The organism is Bradyrhizobium sp. CCGUVB1N3, assembly GCF_024199925.1.
GTDB lineage: Bacteria > Pseudomonadota > Alphaproteobacteria > Rhizobiales > Xanthobacteraceae > Bradyrhizobium.
The window spans coordinates 4,486,498-4,501,320 of the sequence record NZ_JANADR010000001.1 but is presented as its reverse complement, the minus strand read 5'-3'; the positions used below and the strand labels follow the sequence as shown (position 1 = coordinate 4,501,320).

12 protein-coding genes are annotated in these 14,823 nt (G+C 65.5%); 2 read left to right on the top strand and 10 right to left on the bottom strand.

The genetic code is table 11. The annotated features are described in order from the left end of the window. Positions 1-65 precede the first annotated feature (65 nt). A complete protein-coding gene (mutL, locus tag NLM33_RS21535) occupies positions 66-1,877 on the bottom strand; it encodes a DNA mismatch repair endonuclease MutL (protein WP_254098459.1) in 1,812 nt (603 codons plus the stop codon). A gap of 295 nt (positions 1,878-2,172) precedes the next feature. Here mutL and NLM33_RS21530 point away from each other — a divergent pair, with 295 nt between their 5' ends. Continuing rightward, positions 2,173-2,481 (top strand): hypothetical protein, encoded by a 309-nt coding sequence (locus tag NLM33_RS21530; protein WP_254098458.1) that lies wholly within the window; start codon positions 2,173-2,175, stop codon positions 2,479-2,481. A gap of 59 nt (positions 2,482-2,540) precedes the next feature. Here the strand turns inward: NLM33_RS21530 and arfB are convergent, their stop codons facing one another. The 7 genes from arfB to NLM33_RS21495 all read right to left on the bottom strand — a co-directional run bounded on the left by arfB (position 2,541) and on the right by NLM33_RS21495 (position 11,734). After that, the gene (gene arfB / locus NLM33_RS21525; protein ID WP_254098457.1) at positions 2,541-2,957 is read right to left on the bottom strand and encodes an alternative ribosome rescue aminoacyl-tRNA hydrolase ArfB; all 417 of its coding nucleotides are present in this window, start codon (positions 2,955-2,957) and stop codon (positions 2,541-2,543) included. A gap of 118 nt (positions 2,958-3,075) precedes the next feature. Beyond that, positions 3,076-4,449, bottom strand: coding sequence for a pitrilysin family protein (locus tag NLM33_RS21520; protein WP_254098455.1), 1,374 nt, complete (start codon positions 4,447-4,449; stop codon positions 3,076-3,078). Then, on the bottom strand, positions 4,446-5,837 hold the full coding sequence (locus NLM33_RS21515; protein WP_254098453.1) for a pitrilysin family protein: 1,392 nt from the start codon (positions 5,835-5,837) through the stop codon (positions 4,446-4,448). Before NLM33_RS21515 ends, NLM33_RS21520 begins: the two co-directional genes overlap by 4 nt. Positions 5,838-6,033: 196 nt before the next feature. Then, entirely contained in the window at positions 6,034-6,771 is a 738-nt protein-coding gene (locus NLM33_RS21510; protein WP_254098451.1) for a hypothetical protein, read from the bottom strand. A gap of 94 nt (positions 6,772-6,865) precedes the next feature. Next, on the bottom strand, positions 6,866-7,360 hold the full coding sequence (gene lspA, locus NLM33_RS21505) for a signal peptidase II (RefSeq protein ID WP_254098449.1): 495 nt from the start codon (positions 7,358-7,360) through the stop codon (positions 6,866-6,868). A 164-nt stretch (positions 7,361-7,524) separates the two neighbouring features. Next, the gene (ileS, locus tag NLM33_RS21500; RefSeq protein WP_254098447.1) at positions 7,525-10,560 is read right to left on the bottom strand and encodes an isoleucine--tRNA ligase; all 3,036 of its coding nucleotides are present in this window, start codon (positions 10,558-10,560) and stop codon (positions 7,525-7,527) included. 202 nt (positions 10,561-10,762) lie between these two features. Beyond that, positions 10,763-11,734, bottom strand: a complete 972-nt coding sequence (locus tag NLM33_RS21495) for a bifunctional riboflavin kinase/FAD synthetase (protein WP_254098445.1) — start codon at positions 11,732-11,734, stop codon at positions 10,763-10,765. A gap of 230 nt (positions 11,735-11,964) precedes the next feature. Here NLM33_RS21495 and NLM33_RS21490 point away from each other — a divergent pair, with 230 nt between their 5' ends. Further along, entirely contained in the window at positions 11,965-12,360 is a 396-nt protein-coding gene (locus NLM33_RS21490) for a response regulator (protein ID WP_008567674.1), read from the top strand. A 148-nt stretch (positions 12,361-12,508) separates the two neighbouring features. Here the strand turns inward: NLM33_RS21490 and NLM33_RS21485 are convergent, their stop codons facing one another. Continuing rightward, the gene (locus tag NLM33_RS21485) at positions 12,509-13,363 is read right to left on the bottom strand and encodes a TIGR01459 family HAD-type hydrolase (RefSeq protein WP_254098443.1); all 855 of its coding nucleotides are present in this window, start codon (positions 13,361-13,363) and stop codon (positions 12,509-12,511) included. A 15-nt stretch (positions 13,364-13,378) separates the two neighbouring features. Further along, complete coding sequence (locus NLM33_RS21480) at positions 13,379-14,803, bottom strand: EAL domain-containing protein (RefSeq protein ID WP_254098441.1); 1,425 nt, start codon at positions 14,801-14,803, stop codon at positions 13,379-13,381. Positions 14,804-14,823 lie beyond the last annotated feature (20 nt).

The window sequence follows — 14,823 nt, the reverse complement described above, 5'->3', positions numbered from 1 at the left end:
ACCGCTATCATGGAAAGATGGTGGGCACGGCGCGTTGCGCCTTTGCCCACCCTACGACTACGAGATCACCGTCTCCCGAACAGCTTCTCCACATCCGCAAGCTTCAATTCGACATACGTCGGCCGGCCGTGATTGCACTGGCCGGAGTTCGGCGTCTCCTCCATCTCGCGGAGCAGTGCGTTCATCTCCTCAGGTCTGAGCCGGCGGCCCGCGCGCACCGAGCCGTGGCAGGCCATGGTGGCGGCGACGTGCATCAGACGGCGCTCAAGCGGCAGCGCCTCGTCCCACTCGGCCATATGCTCGGCGAGATCGCGCAAGAGGCCGCCTGCATTGGTCTTTCCGAGCAGCGACGGCGTCTCGCGCACCGCGACGGCGCCGGGGCCGAAGGATTCGATCGCGAGACCGAACGAAGCCAGCTCGTCGCCGCGCGCGAGCAGTCGCTCCACCGTCGCCTCGTCCATCTCGACGATCTCGGGGATCAAGAGGATCTGCCGCTGCACGCCGTTCTTCGCCAGCGATGCCTTCAGCCGCTCATAGACGATGCGCTCATGGGCGGCGTGCTGATCGACGATGATGAGGCCGTCCCGGGTCTGCGACACGATGTAGGTCTCGTGGATCTGCGTGCGCGCAGCGCCGAGCGGGCGATCGACGAGATCGCCGACGGGCTGGCTCTCGATCCGCACGTCGGCGGTCGGCGCGCCGACGTCGAAGGCGGCCTGCGCGCGCTCCGCGAATGCGGGTGCAGCGGTGCCCTCGAAGGACGGCAGCGGTGCCGTCGGGGCGGATGGCGACTGCCGCCAGTCCCAGTTGCCGGGGCGCGGCGTGAACGCGGGGCGGAATGACGACAGCGCGTTGCCGCCGCTGTTGGCGGCGGTACGCCGGCCCTCGCGCGCAAGACCTTCCTTCAATCCGTGCACGATCAGCGCACGCACGAGGCCCGCATTGCGGAAGCGAACCTCGGTCTTGGCGGGATGCACGTTGGCGTCGACCTCGCGCGGGTCGAGCGTGACGAACAGCGCCAGCACCGGATGGCGATCGCGTGGCAGATAGTCGGAATAGGCTGCGCGCACCGCGCCCAGGATCAGCTTGTCGCGCACGGGCCGCCCGTTGACGAACAGATACTGCCCAAGCGCATTCGCCTTTGTCAGTGCGGGGGCAGCCGCGTAACCCGCGACAACGACGCCGTCGCGCTCGGCATGAATCTCGATGGCGTGGCTGCGAAATTCCGCTCCCAAGATGTCACCGAGCCGCGTCAGCCGGCCAGCGGTGCCGGGCAGGGCTGCGGCCCAGGTCACCGGCGCGCGCTCCTCACCGGCGAGCGTGAAGGCGATGTCGGGTCGCGCCATCGCCAGCCGCCGCACCACCTCGCGGATCGCCTCGGCCTCGGTGCGGTCGGTCTTCAGGAATTTCAGCCGTGCCGGCGTCGCATAGAAGAGGTCGTTGACCTCGACGCGCGTGCCATGCGCAAGCGCTGCCGGCATGATCTCGGACTTCTCGCCGCCTTCGACCGACAGCGCCCAGGCATGGGGCTCACTGGCGTGGCGCGTGGTGATGGAGAGGCGCGCGACAGAGCCGATCGAAGGCAGCGCCTCGCCGCGGAACCCGAGCGTGCGGATTTGCAGCAGGTCTTCATCGTCGAGCTTCGAGGTGGCGTGGCGTTCGACCGCGAGCGACAGGTCCTTCGCGGTCATCCCACTGCCGTCGTCGGTGATGCCGATGCGGCGGCGCCCACCGCCATCGGTGAAGACATCGATGCGGCTCGCGCCGGCATCGATCGCATTCTCGACGAGTTCCTTGACCACGCTCGCCGGACGCTCGACCACCTCGCCGGCGGCGATGCGGTTGACGACTTGCTCTGGAAGCTGGCGGACGGGCATGGCTCACTCGATGAGGGTCGCAGTTTATCCCCGCCGGAACGCAAATGCATGGGCTAAGTCCAAGCTTCCACATACCAGATCGAGATCGGCGCGGGTCGTGGGCTTCCGAGCTGCCGCATATGCGGTGATCAATTCCGCGAAATGGCCCCGAAATCCCTCAACGATGACCACACGAGGTGGATTGCATGGCCACCGCGCCGTTCGCGCTCTTTCCGCGATGACATGGCTCGGTGCTGGCGAACGGCGTGGAGAAGCGCCGGGACGTTCATCGCGAAACAAGATCCAGGAGAAATGGATGAAGTTGGTGAAGACCTCCGTGATCGCATGTGCCCTCTCGGCCCTGATTGCGACGCCCGTTCTTGCACAAGGTGCGTCAACCGACGCCAAGACGCGCGGCACCGTGCAAAGCAAGCCCATGCAGGGCGGCCTGTCCGGCAGCGAAGATGAGGATTTGGGTGCGCAGGGGGGAGCTGCGGGCGAGAAGGTGGGCATGAAGTCGACCAAGGGGACGAAGGGCACGGTCGGCACCACCGGGAGCGCGACGCATAAAGGGAAGGTCGACGATTCCACGTCGGGCGGTGCGGCCACCGGCAAGCGCTACTAACGCAGAGACGCGAAACGGCAAACCTCCGGTCGCCCTGCGGCCGGAGGTTTTTTGATGGCTCAATCGTCGAAACCGCTACCGCGCCTGGCCTTGACGTCACCGCGGCGCTTCTTGCTGTCGAGCCGGCGCTGCTTGGAGGCGAAGGTCGGCCGCGTCGCGCGGCGTGGCGTCGGCCGCACCATGGCTTCGCGCAGCATCTCGAGCAGACGGTCGATCGCATCCTGGCGGTTGCGCTCCTGGGTACGGAAACGCTGCGCCTGGATCACGATGACACCGTCCTTGGTCATGCGCTGGCCGGCGAGGCGCGCAAGGCGCAGGGCAGCGTCCTCCGGCAGGGTCAGCTTGCGCGTGTCGAAGCGCAGTTGCGCCGAGGTCGCGACCTTGTTGACGTTCTGTCCGCCCGGGCCGGAGGCGCGGACGAAGCCGATCTCGATGTCGTCTTCGTCGATGACGAGATCGCGGGAAATCCGCAGCATGATGGCACCATTCGTGATGCCTCGACCTATCGCGGGCACCCTCATTTGGCAATGCTGCATGATGGAAAATGCGAATGGCCGGGGCAAGCCCGGCCATTCAATGCGGAGAACGGAAAGTTCAGTTCGACTTCGGCGCGGCCGCTGCGGCGGGCTGCGCGGCCGCCTGGGGGGCGCGGCCGACGATGACGGTCAGAAGGCCCTGGCCCCAGAGGCGCTTCGCGGCCTGCTTGGCATCGTCCAGCGTCACCGCATCGACGATCGCGTTGCGCCTCTCGATGTAGTCGATCGGCAGCTTGTCCTGCTGATATTGCAGCAGCGCCTGCGCGAGCTTGGAGGAGGTGTCGAGGGCGAGCATCTGCGAGCCCTTGAGGTAGGACTTCGCCTCGTCGAGCTCCTTCTGCGTCGGTCCGTCCTCGGCGATGCGGCGCACCTCCTTCTCGATCGCATCGATGGTGTCACCGGCGCGGTCGGCGCGCGTGCCGGTGTTGCCGATGAAGACGGCCGAATGCTCCATCCACAACAGCGATTCAAACACCGAATAGGCGAGCCCGCGCTTCTCGCGCACCTCGCGATAGAGCCGCGAGGATAATCCGCCGCCGCCCAGGATGTGGTTGACGACGTAGGCGGCCATGAAGGTCGGATCGCTGCGCTTCACGCCGGGGCCGCCGAAGGTGATCACGGTCTGCGGCACGTCGAGCGGCACGAAGGCGCGCTGCGGCGGCGCGGCTGCCTCGACGTCGGCGACCGGGGTGAGGTTCGCCTTGGCCGGCAGGCTGCCAAAGGTCTTGTCGAGCAGCTTGCCGAGGGTTGCCGGGTCGACGTCGCCGACGACAGCGACCTTCAGCGTGTCCCTGGCGAGGATGCGGCCGACATAATCCTTCATGTCGGCGACCGTGATGGTCGGCACGCTTTCCAGCGTCCCGCTGGTCTGCCGCCCGTAGGGATGATCGCCGTAGGCGATCTCCAGGAACTTGCGGCTGGCAAGCGCGGTCGGATTGGTGGTGTCGCGGCGCAGCCCCGAGATGACCTGGGAACGGATGCGCTCGACGTCGGCGGTGTCGAAATGCGGCGAGGTCAGCGCCATCCGCAACAGGTCGAAAGCCTCGTCCTTGTTGTCGCGGAGCATACGCAGGCTGCCGCGGAACGTGTCGCGGCCAGCGCTGAAGGAGAGCTCGATGGCGCGGCGATCGAGCCGCTCGTGGAAGGTCTTGGAATCGAGATCGCCGGAGCCTTCGTCGAGGAGGTCGCCGACGAGGTTGGCGACGCCCGGCTTGTCCTTGGGGTCCTGCGATGCGCCACCGGCAAAGGAATACTCCATCGCGATCAGCGGCACGGTCGCGTCCTGCACGAACCAGGCTTCGATGCCGCCGGGCGAGGTCAGGTGCTGGATCTTGGCCGCGGCCTGCGATGGCGAGATGGACGCCAAAGAGAGCGTCACCGAGGTGACGACGGAGAGCGCGATGTCGCGTATGCGGAGGAAAGGATAGGTCACGAACGCTTCTCCTCGCGCTTGGCGGTGGTGGTGTCCTTGATCAGGTAGCCGGTGACCGAGCGCTTCTTCTCGAGCCATTTCTGCGCGGCGGCGCGCACCTGTTCGGCGGTGACGGCGCGGATGCGATCGGGCCAGCTACGGATGTCCTCGATGGACAGGCCCGTCGTCAGCGCGCCGCCATACCAGCGCGCCAGCACGGCCTGATTGTCCTGGGCGTAGATTGCTTCGGCGATGAGCTGGGTCTTGACCCGCTCGAGATCCTCGGCGCGGATCGGATTCTGCACGATGTCGGCGATCACGCCGTCGATGACCTGCTCGACCTCGGCGAAGCTGACGCCCTGCTTTGGCGAGGCCGAGATCGCGAACTGGCTCGGGTCGAGCGAGGTGCTCGAATAGCTCGCACTGGCGGAGACCGCGAGCGGCTTGTCGACGACGAGCGCGCGGTAGAGATAGGAGTTGCTGCCGCTGCCCATCAGTTGCGCGAGCACGTCGAGCGCAGCGCTCTCGCCGGCCGCCGCCGTGGTTGCCGACGGTACGAGGTAATAGCGGCGCACGCCGGGCTGCTCGACGCGCGGATCGGACAGCGTGACGGTGCGCGGAGCGGCCGGCTCCGGCTCCTGCGGACGGATGCGTTGCGCGGGGATCGCCGGCTGTGCCGGAATCGGGCCGAAATTGCGCTCGACCAGCGGGCGCACGTCGGCGACCTCGACGTCGCCGGCGATCACCAGGATCGCGTTGTTCGGCGCATAGAAGCGGCGGTAGAACGCCAGCGCATCCTCGCGATTGAGCTTCTCGATCTCCTGGTGCCAGCCGATCACCGGCCGGCCGTAGGGGTGGTTGAGATAGAGCGCGGCCATGACCTGCTCGTTCAGCCGCGCCTCGGGACTGTTGGCGACGCGCATGTTGTATTCCTCGAGCACGACGTCGCGCTCGGGCAGTACGTTCTCGTCCTTGAGCACGAGCCCGGTCATGCGATCAGCTTCGAACTCCATCATGGTCGGCAGTTGCTCGCGCGGCACGCGCTGATAGTAGTTGGTGTAGTCGACCGAGGTGGAGGCGTTCTCGTTGCCGCCGACGCGCAGCACGGTCTGGGAGAATTCGCCGACCGGATGTTTCTCCGTGCCCTTGAACATCAGGTGCTCGAGGAAATGGGCGAGCCCCGATTTGCCGGGCGTCTCGTCGGCCGAGCCGACCTTGTACCAGATCATCTCCGTGACCACGGGCGTGCGGTGGTCGGGGATCACCACGACCTGGAGGCCGTTACCGAGCGTGAAGCTGCTGGGTGGTGCGGATGTTACCGTTGTCTGGGCGAATGCGCCGCCGGTTGAAAGAGCACAAGTCGAGAGCAACGCGGCGAGGAGGCAGGCAGCCGATCGGTATGAGGACATCACAATCCTTGTGGAAGCCCGGACCCAAATGTCCGGGCGCGAAAGCACGGCATGATACACCGTGCGGCCTAGCGCTTTGCGTCACGAAGCAGAGAACGTCGTCATCGTGAAGTTAAAGATAGGTCATGTGCCGCAGCAGGCCTACACCGGACGATTGCGGCAGTTCCTCAATGAGCAGGAAAGGCCGGCAGGAGCGCTATTGCTCTTTTTCCTTGCCGCTCTGCACGTCGTAATACGTCTTCTTGGTTTTGTCCGGCCCCCCCGAGCCATAGGCGTAGTTCGGCGAGGGCGTCTGGTAACCGGCCGGCGGCTCGGTCAGGGATCCCCGCGGCGGCTCGGACTTGAATTCCGCGGTTTCGTTGCTGCCGCCCTTGAAGAGTTTGAACAGGCCGCCGGTGTAGCCGAGCTGGGCCGGACTCAAGGTCGGATTGTTCTGAGTGGGCTGGCCCGGTTCGTTGCTGGTGGTACGGCTGGGGCCGTTCGTCTTGCCAGCGTTCAGCTCGGCTGGCGTCAGCGGCCGGGCGGCTTCCCACGGCTGCTGGAGCTTGGTGCCGGATTTCTTTCTTGCTGCAGCAAGCTCCTTGCGGCGCCTTTCGTCCGGATCCTTCGGCCAGTTCGGCGCGGCCGCCTCGGCAGACGACGCAGGCGGAGGCAGGTCGAGCTTCGGCGGGACCACCAGCGGCGAACGTTCGCGGTATTCGATACCGGGCCTCTCCAGGCTCCTGCCGCCTTGGGCGCCGAGGCCGGACATCAGATTGTCGATGATCTTTTCCTCGAACGTCCGGTCGTCTTCTTCGTCGTCATCGCCGGCACGGGCGGCGCCGGCCACCATCACGAGACCGATGCCGAGTGCAACGGAAGTGAGCTTCAGCGAACGCAACAGCCCGTGCCTCGGGCTTCGCATCATCCAACCTTTCGGCTCGCTTTCGCGCATCGCTGTACCTGTTCTGTTTCGCTAGATCGCCGCGCCGTGCGCGGGCCTGCCCTCGCAAGCAAGGTTCCATCCTCCGGGCCCCTATCGGCCGGGATCAGGGCGCTTTTACGGCGGGTGTCCCCAGGAAGGAATCATACAATAGGGCCGCCACCCCAGCAACGATGGCCACGTCAGCGAGGTTAAACACGTACCAATTGTAGGTATTTCCGGCGATTTCGACGTGAAACAGCGCGAAATCGAACACGGCGCCATAGGCCAGACGGTCGATGGCATTCCCGATGGCGCCGCCGATGATCAGCCCCAGCGCCACCGTTGCCAGTCGGGTCTGCGCACGGGTCATCCAAACCGCCAGCAGGACCACCGCAGCGGCCTTGACCGCCATCAGCGCGATCTGCCCGGCGGCGCCTTCGGTCTGCAGCCAGCCATAGCTGATGCCCTTGTTCCAAGCCGGCATCAGGTCGAAGAACGACGTCAACCTCAGCCCGCCGCGACGGTTGAGGTCGAACACGTTGAGCAGCCAGAGCTTCGAGGCCTGGTCGAGCACGAGCGAAACCACGGCAGACAGAATACCGGCGCGGAGAGGGGTCATTTCGAGATGTGCTCCGGCGCCACAACGAATTCCGCTGTCGTCCCGGCGAAGGCCGGGACCCATAACCCCAGGCGGTTATCGTTTGAAAGACTCGTGGTCATCTGCCTTCGCTGCAATTGACGGCGGGGATGATGGGTCCCGGCCTTCGCCGGGACGACATAAAATTAGACGCGAACTCCCAACGCATTCCACTCGCGCAGCGCCTTGGCATCGCGCGGGGTGACGTCGGGATAGTCCGCGTCCTCGCCGACCGTCGGCAGGATCTTCCAGGAGCGGGCGCATTTGATGCCCACCGCCTTCTCGACCACGACGGCGACGCCCGGAACGGCATCGAGACGGAACGCAGCCGCCGGCGCCTCGCCCTCGCGCACCTCGTAATTCGAGGTGATGCAGACCTCGGCGAGATCCACGTCGAACAGCGTCATCTGCGTGTTCCGGTCAGCGATATAGATCACCGGTGATGCTTCGAGCGACGAGCCGATGTTCTTGGCCGCACGCTCGAGCTCCAGTGCACCGGTGACGACGCGGCGCACGTTGCGGATGATGTCCCATTTCGCGGCGAGCTTGTCGTCGCGGAAGTTTTCGAGACCTACGGGGAACAGCGTCAGATGCACCGAGGGTTCGGCGTCCGGCCGGTACATGCGCCACGCCTCCTCGGCGGTGAAGCTCAACACCGGCGCCAGCCATTTCAGGATCGCGTTGCAGAGCATATCGATCGTGGTCAGCGCCGCCTTGCGCGTCAGCGAGGAGGGCGGATCGCAATAGAGCGTGTCCTTGCGGATGTCGAAGTAGAACGCCGACAGCTCGCTGTTGAGGAACGCCGACAGCGTCGCGACCACGTTCTTGAAGTCGAAGGCTTCATAAGCCTTGCGGATCATCTCGGCGCGCACCGCGAGCTCGTGCAGCATCAGCCGCTCGAGCTCGGGCATGTCGGCGGGCGCGATCGCGTCGGCCGGCTTGTGGTGATGCAGCGTGCCGAGCATCCAGCGGACGGTGTTGCGCAGCTTGCGATAGGTCTCGACCGTGTTCTTCAGGATCTCCGGGCCGATGCGCTGGTCGTCGGTGTAGTCGGAGGCCGCGACCCAGAGTCGGAGGATGTCGGCGCCGGATTCCTTGATGACGGCCTGCGGCTCGATGGTGTTGCCGAGCGACTTCGACATCTTGCGGCCGTCCTCGGCCTGGGTGAAGCCGTGGGTCAGCACGATGTCGTAGGGCGCCCGTCCGCGGGTGCCGCAGCTCTCCAGCAGCGAGGAATGGAACCAGCCGCGATGCTGGTCCGAGCCCTCCAGATACATCACCGTGTCGGTGCCGCCGTCGACCTTGCGCTTGATGCCGGCAAGGCCCGGGAAGTGCACGGGGTCTTCCAACACGAAGGCATGCGTCGAGCCGGAATCGAACCAGACGTCGAGGATGTCGTCGACCTTCTTCCAGTCCTCATTGGCGCGGCTTCCGAGGAAGCGCTCGCGCGCGCCGTCCATATACCAGGCATCGGCGCCCTCCTTCTCGAAGGCGTCGCCGATGCGCGTGTTGACGGCCTCGTCCTGAAGGATTTCGGCCGAGCCGTCACCCTTCTCGCGCACGAACACGGCGATCGGCACGCCCCAGGCGCGCTGGCGCGAGATCACCCAGTCGGGGCGCGCCTCGATCATGCCGTTGATGCGGTTCTCGCCCGACGGCGGCACCCATTGAGTCACCGAGATCGCATGCAGTGCGCGGGCGCGCAGCGTGTCGCCGGACTTGGTCTTGCCGCCCACCGCAATGTCCGTAGCCCCGGGCCTGCCCGGGGCGTCCACAATAGGTTTATCCATCGCGATGAACCATTGCGGCGTGTTGCGGAAGATCACCGGCTTCTTCGAGCGCCAGGAGTGCGGATATTGATGCTTCAGCCGGCCGCGCGCGAGCAGCTTGCCGGCGTCAACCAGCGCCTTGATCACGGCGTCGTTGGCGTCGCCCTTCTCGCCCTTGTCGTTGATGACGCGCTTGCCGGCAAGACCCGGTGCCTGGTCGGTATAGGCACCGTTCTCGTCGACGGTGTAGGGGATCGCGGTCGGAATGCCGCGCGCATCCAGCTCGCGCGTGTGCGCCGTCCAGACGTCAAAATCCTCGCGGCCGTGGCTGGGCGCGGTGTGCACGAAGCCGGTACCGGTGTCGTCGGTGACGTGATCGCCGGGCAAGAGCGGTACGGTGAAACCGTAGCCGCCGCTAAGCCCCTTCAACGGATGGGCACACTCGATCGCGTCCATCGTGTCGCCGGGGATGTCGCGCACCTTCTTGAAGGCGGTGACGCGAGCCTGCCTGAATACCTCTTCGGCGAGCGCATCGGCGAGGATCAGGAGATCGCCGGTCTTGGCCCAATTGTCCGCCGGCGCGTCCGTGACCTCATAGAGGCCGTAGGCGATCTTCGGCGAGAACGAGATGGCGCGGTTGCCGGGAATGGTCCACGGCGTGGTGGTCCAGATCACGACGCTCGCGGAAGCCAGCGCGCCATGCGCGGGCGAGGTGACCGGAAACTTCACCCAGACCATGTCCGAGGTGTAGTCCTCATATTCGACCTCGGCTTCCGCAAGCGCGGTCTTCTCGACTACGCTCCACATCACCGGCTTGGAGCCGCGATAAAGCGTGCCGTTGGCGGCGAACTTCATCAATTCGCGTGCGATCTGGGCTTCCGCCGGATAGCTCATGGTGGCGTAGGGATGGGCCCAGTCGCCGATCACGCCGAGACGCTTGAACTCCTCGCGCTGCACGTTGAGCCAGTGCGTCGCATAGGCGCGGCATTCCTTGCGGAAGTCGACCATCGCCGCAGAGTCGCGGAAGTCCGGCTTCTGCTTGCCCTTCTTGCGATAGTGCTCCTCTTCGACCTTCCACTCGATCGGCAGGCCGTGGCAGTCCCAGCCGGGCACGTAGTTGGAATCGAAGCCGAGCATCTGCTCGCTCTTGGTGACGAGATCCTTGAGGATCTTGTTGAGCGCCGTGCCGATGTGGATGTTGCCGTTGGCGTAGGGCGGGCCGTCATGCAGCACGAACTTGTCGCGGCCCTTCGCGGTCTCGCGCAGCTTCTCGTAGAGGCCGATCTCGTACCAGCGCTTGAGGATCTCCGGCTCGCGCTGCGGCAGGCCGGCGCGCATCGGGAATTCCGTCTGCGGCAGGAACAGGGTTTTGGAATAGTCTTTGGCTTCGGACTTTTGGGGCTTTTCGGACATGAGGCTGACTGGCTCGGAAGGGCGCGGAAACAGATGGCGACTGGAATCGCGGGGGTGAAACGACAAAATCCCGGTCTTGCGTCGAGCCAAAGCTCAGACGGAAGCCGGGCCGCTAATCCCTATGATGCGCCGCGCAAACATGGGCTCTCCTTAGCAGCCGGGCGGCCAAATCGCAAAGGGCCGGGAGGGGCCGTTTTGGACCTCAGTCGATGCTTCCCAGCTTCGGGAAGGCGTTGGGGGCGGCCGCCAGCAGGACCCTCGCACGGGCGGAATCCTCGTCCATCTGGCGGATCAGCGCCTCGATGCCGTCGAACTTCAGTTCCTCGCGAATGAAGCCGACGAACGCGCAATCGAGCTCGTGCCCGTAGAGGTCGCCTTTGAAGTCGAACAGGAAGATTTCGAGCAGCGGCGCGCCATTATCGAATGTCGGACGCCGGCCGAAGCTCGCCACCCCCTCCAGCCGCTCAGCCCCACGGCCGACCCGAACTGCGTAGATGCCGTGCTTGAGGGCGCAATTGGCGTCGAGGCGGATATTGGCGGTGGGATAGCCGAGGTCGCGGCCGCGCTTCTCGCCGTGGATGACCTCGCCGGTCACGAACCAGGGCGCGCCCAGCATGGTCGCGGCCTCAATGAGCTGGCCTTCGGCGAGCGCGGTGCGGATCGCGCTGGAGGAGACCGGCCGCTCGTCGATATCGACATGCGGCTGGACATCGACCTCGATACCGAGCCGGGGCGCCTCATTGACGAGCAGGCTCGGCGAGCCGACCCGGCCCTTGCCGAAATGAAAGTCGTAGCCGACCGCTATTCCACTGACCCCGAGCCGGCCGATCAGGTCATGGTGAATGAAATCCTGCGCTGATGTCCCGGCGCGGGTCTTGTCGAAGGTCATGACCACGGCCCCGGCAAGTCCGGTGCCGGCCAGCAGCCGCAGCTTGGCCCGCTCATCCGTGAGGCGGAATTGCGGGGTATTGGGGCTGAAAAACCGTCGCGGATGCGGCTCGAAGGTCAGCGCAAAAGCCGGCCGGTCATGGGTCCGGCCCATTTCCAGCGCAGCCGCAATCACCGCACGATGGCCGAGATGAACGCCGTCGAAATTTCCCATGGCGACCACGGCACCCCTTGGGATTGCATGAGCCGGCGTGGAATCGCGGATAACAGTAAAATGCGGAGCCATCAGGGGAATTCTCTGGGGCGGGCGGGTCGGCCCGGGACCGTGACGTGACGCGCCAGGCGAAGTCAAGCGGGGGATGCGGCCGCATTGCTCGGCATTTCCGGGGTTTCCGGCAAGACCCAATTAACGCGCTGTTTAACGCCTTGGTGCTAGTCCTTTGACATGGAACTGTGGGGCGTCGGGCCCGGCAGTTCGATCGTTAATATTTTCCTGTTGCGTTTGGGGGAGTCGAGATGGCGGTTGATTTGTCGATGCCGGTTCTGGTGGTGGATGACTACAGCACCATGATCCGTATCATTCGGAATCTGCTGAAGCAGCTTGGCTTCGAGAATATCGACGACGCCAGCGACGGCTCGGCGGCGCTGAACAAGATGCGCGGCAAGAAGTACGGGCTCGTGATTTCCGACTGGAACATGGAGCCGATGACGGGCTACGACCTCCTGCGCGAAGTGCGGGCCGATCCCAATCTCGCCACCACGCCCTTCATCATGATCACGGCGGAATCCAAGACCGAGAACGTGATCGCGGCCAAGAAGGCCGGCGTGAACAACTATATCGTCAAGCCGTTCAACGCGGCGACGCTGAAGACCAAGATCGAGGCGGTCTTCCCGGACATGGCGAGCGCGTAAGCGCACCATCTGTGCAGACAGATTTGAATGCCCGGGCTCGTCCCGGGCATTTGCGTTTACGCCGTCATTCCGGGGCGGTGTGTTAGCACCGAACCCGGAATCTCGAGATTCCGGGTTCGCCCTTCGGGCGCCCCGGAATGACAGGCTTTTACCACTTCAATTCGCGCATCAGAGCCTTCGGTGGATGGCCGAACAGTTCCAGCACGGAGGCTGGATCGAGCTGGTCGAGGCCCTCGAACTCCTCGGAATGGATGCCGCGGGTGACGAACAGGCAGTCGATGCCGAATTCGCGCGCGCCGGTTAGGTCGGTGCGTACGGAATCGCCGATTGCCAGCACCTTCTTGCGATCGATCTGGTGGCCCTGGCGCTCGCCCGCGAGCGCCATCGCGCGCTCGTAGATCGGCCGGTGCGGCTTGCCGTAGAAGATCACCTCGCCGCCGAGCTCGCGGTAGAGTTCGGCGATGGCGCCGGCGCAATAGATCAGCCGGTCGCCGCGCTCGACCACGATATCAGGATTGGCGCAGACCAGCGTGAGCTTGCGCTCGCGCGCCTTCAGCATCATGCCGCGATAATCTTCCGCCGACTCGGTCTCGTCGTCATAGAGGCCGGTGCAGACGATGTAGTCGGCCTCCTCCAGCGGCGCGAGCACCGCGTTGAGCCCGCGATGGATCGAACTGTCGCGCTCGGGACCAAGCCAGAACAATTTTCGGCCGGGATGGCCGGCGACATAGAGCCGCGTCAGATCGCCCGAGGAGACGATGGCGTCATAGGTCTCGTCGGCAACGCCGAGCTTGCGCAACTGCCGCTGCACCGAATCGGCCGGACGCGGCGCGTTGGTGATCAGGACGACCGTACCGCCCTGCTGGCGGAAACTGTGCAGCGCCTCGCAGGCTTCGGGGAAGGACTCGAGCCCGTTATGGACCACGCCCCAGATGTCGCTGAGCACGACGTCCACGCCCGCGACGAGCTCGCGCAGGCTCTCGACGAAATGCAGCGCGGTCATGACGCGAACCGCCGGTCAGATGCGGCGCGCGAGCGCTGCATTGCCGGTGACGCGCTGTGGCGGCGGCGCGGAAGCCGTTTCGCCTGAGCTGGACGGGGCGGAGCCATTGGATGCCTGTTGCTGCGCCTGGTCCGGCGCGGCACCGGCGGTAGCAGATGCACCTTCCGGCCGCAATGGCCGGGGCGGTGCGAACAGGAAGCCCTGTCCGAACCGTACATCATAGTCGAGCAAGTCAACCACCGCGCGCTCGCCCTCGATCCGCTCGGCGATGAGGTCGATGCCGAAGCGGCCGAGCAGGTCGGACAGGTCGGACGGATGGATGTCCGAGGTGGAGGCCTGTTTGGGATCGAGCAGCAGCCCGGCCGGCACCTTGATGAAGCGCACACCGCGGTCGGCGAGCTCGCGCGGCTCGATGCGCAAGTCCGTGACGTGGTCGATCGAGAAGCGGAAGCCGCGCTGGGCCAGCGCCGCGAGGTTCTCGGTCTCGGCGGCGCCAAGATTGCGGAACGTCGACTGCTTGAATTCGAGCACCAGCGAGGGCGCGAGCGCCCGGTTGGCCTCGAGGAAGTCGAGGCATTGCGCGAAGGTGGTGGAATTGCCGAGCGTGGAGGCCGCGACGTTGCAAAACACGCCGACGTCCTTGTTGCGCACCATTAGCCGGCGCAGCACCTGTACACAGCGCAGCATCACCATGTTGTCGATGCGCCCGATGAGCCCCGAGGCTTCCGCGATGCTGATGAACTCCTCGGCGGCGATGAACTGGTCGCGCTCGTCGCGCACTCGCGTCACCGCCTCGTAGAAGCGAACCTTGCGCTGCGGCAGCGTCACCATCGGCTGGAGGAAGATGTCGATGCGGTTCTCGTCGATCGCGTTGCGCAGCGTCGCGAGCAGTTGCGTCTGGTTGCGGGCACTGGCGGTCGCGACCGGAGCGGTCGGGGGTGCCGACGGAACTGGCGGCGGCGCGGCCGGCCGGGGCTCAGGCGCTGCCAACAGTTCTTGCGTCGTCTCGGCTTCCGGCTGCGCGGCGGGCGCGCCCGTCGCCAGCAAGTCCTCATGCGTCGCCACGGTGGCGGCGAGCTGCTTGACGAGGCCGCCGAGCTCGTTGATCTCACCGACCACCGACTGGACGCGGTCCGCGTTGGTGGAATTGGCGGAGGCGACGCGCCCCTCGACCGCTGCCAGCCTGCGGCCGAATTCGGCGACCTGGCGGGCCAGATCGGCGGTGCCGCGCGACAGATCGGCGATCTGGTTGCCGACGTCGCTGCGGTCGCGCAGGCGCATCGAGACCGCGTTGTACAGGATCAGGAACGTCAGCGCGGTCAGTGCCACGATCGCGGATTCGGTTCCGTTGATGCCGGCCACCGAATGAAGGACGAGGCCGAGCGAGGCTGCGACCAGCACCATGCAGATGGCGATGAAAATCGTAGAAATACGGATCATGGCGCGTCAGTTGCTCCCCC

Coding starts and splice junctions, on each gene's coding strand:
- mutL (WP_254098459.1), bottom strand. CDS start 1,877: ATGCCCGTCCGCCAGCTTCCAGAGCAAGTCGTCAACCGCATCGCCGCC.
- NLM33_RS21530 (WP_254098458.1), top strand. CDS start 2,173: ATGAAGTTGGTGAAGACCTCCGTGATCGCATGTGCCCTCTCGGCCCTG.
- arfB (WP_254098457.1), bottom strand. CDS start 2,957: ATGCTGCGGATTTCCCGCGATCTCGTCATCGACGAAGACGACATCGAG.
- NLM33_RS21515 (WP_254098453.1), bottom strand. CDS start 5,837: ATGTCCTCATACCGATCGGCTGCCTGCCTCCTCGCCGCGTTGCTCTCG.
- NLM33_RS21510 (WP_254098451.1), bottom strand. CDS start 6,771: ATGCGCGAAAGCGAGCCGAAAGGTTGGATGATGCGAAGCCCGAGGCAC.
- lspA (WP_254098449.1), bottom strand. CDS start 7,360: ATGACCCCTCTCCGCGCCGGTATTCTGTCTGCCGTGGTTTCGCTCGTG.
- ileS (WP_254098447.1), bottom strand. CDS start 10,560: ATGTCCGAAAAGCCCCAAAAGTCCGAAGCCAAAGACTATTCCAAAACC.
- NLM33_RS21495 (WP_254098445.1), bottom strand. CDS start 11,734: ATGGCTCCGCATTTTACTGTTATCCGCGATTCCACGCCGGCTCATGCA.
- NLM33_RS21490 (WP_008567674.1), top strand. CDS start 11,965: ATGGCGGTTGATTTGTCGATGCCGGTTCTGGTGGTGGATGACTACAGC.
- NLM33_RS21485 (WP_254098443.1), bottom strand. CDS start 13,363: ATGACCGCGCTGCATTTCGTCGAGAGCCTGCGCGAGCTCGTCGCGGGC.
- NLM33_RS21480 (WP_254098441.1), bottom strand. CDS start 14,803: ATGATCCGTATTTCTACGATTTTCATCGCCATCTGCATGGTGCTGGTC.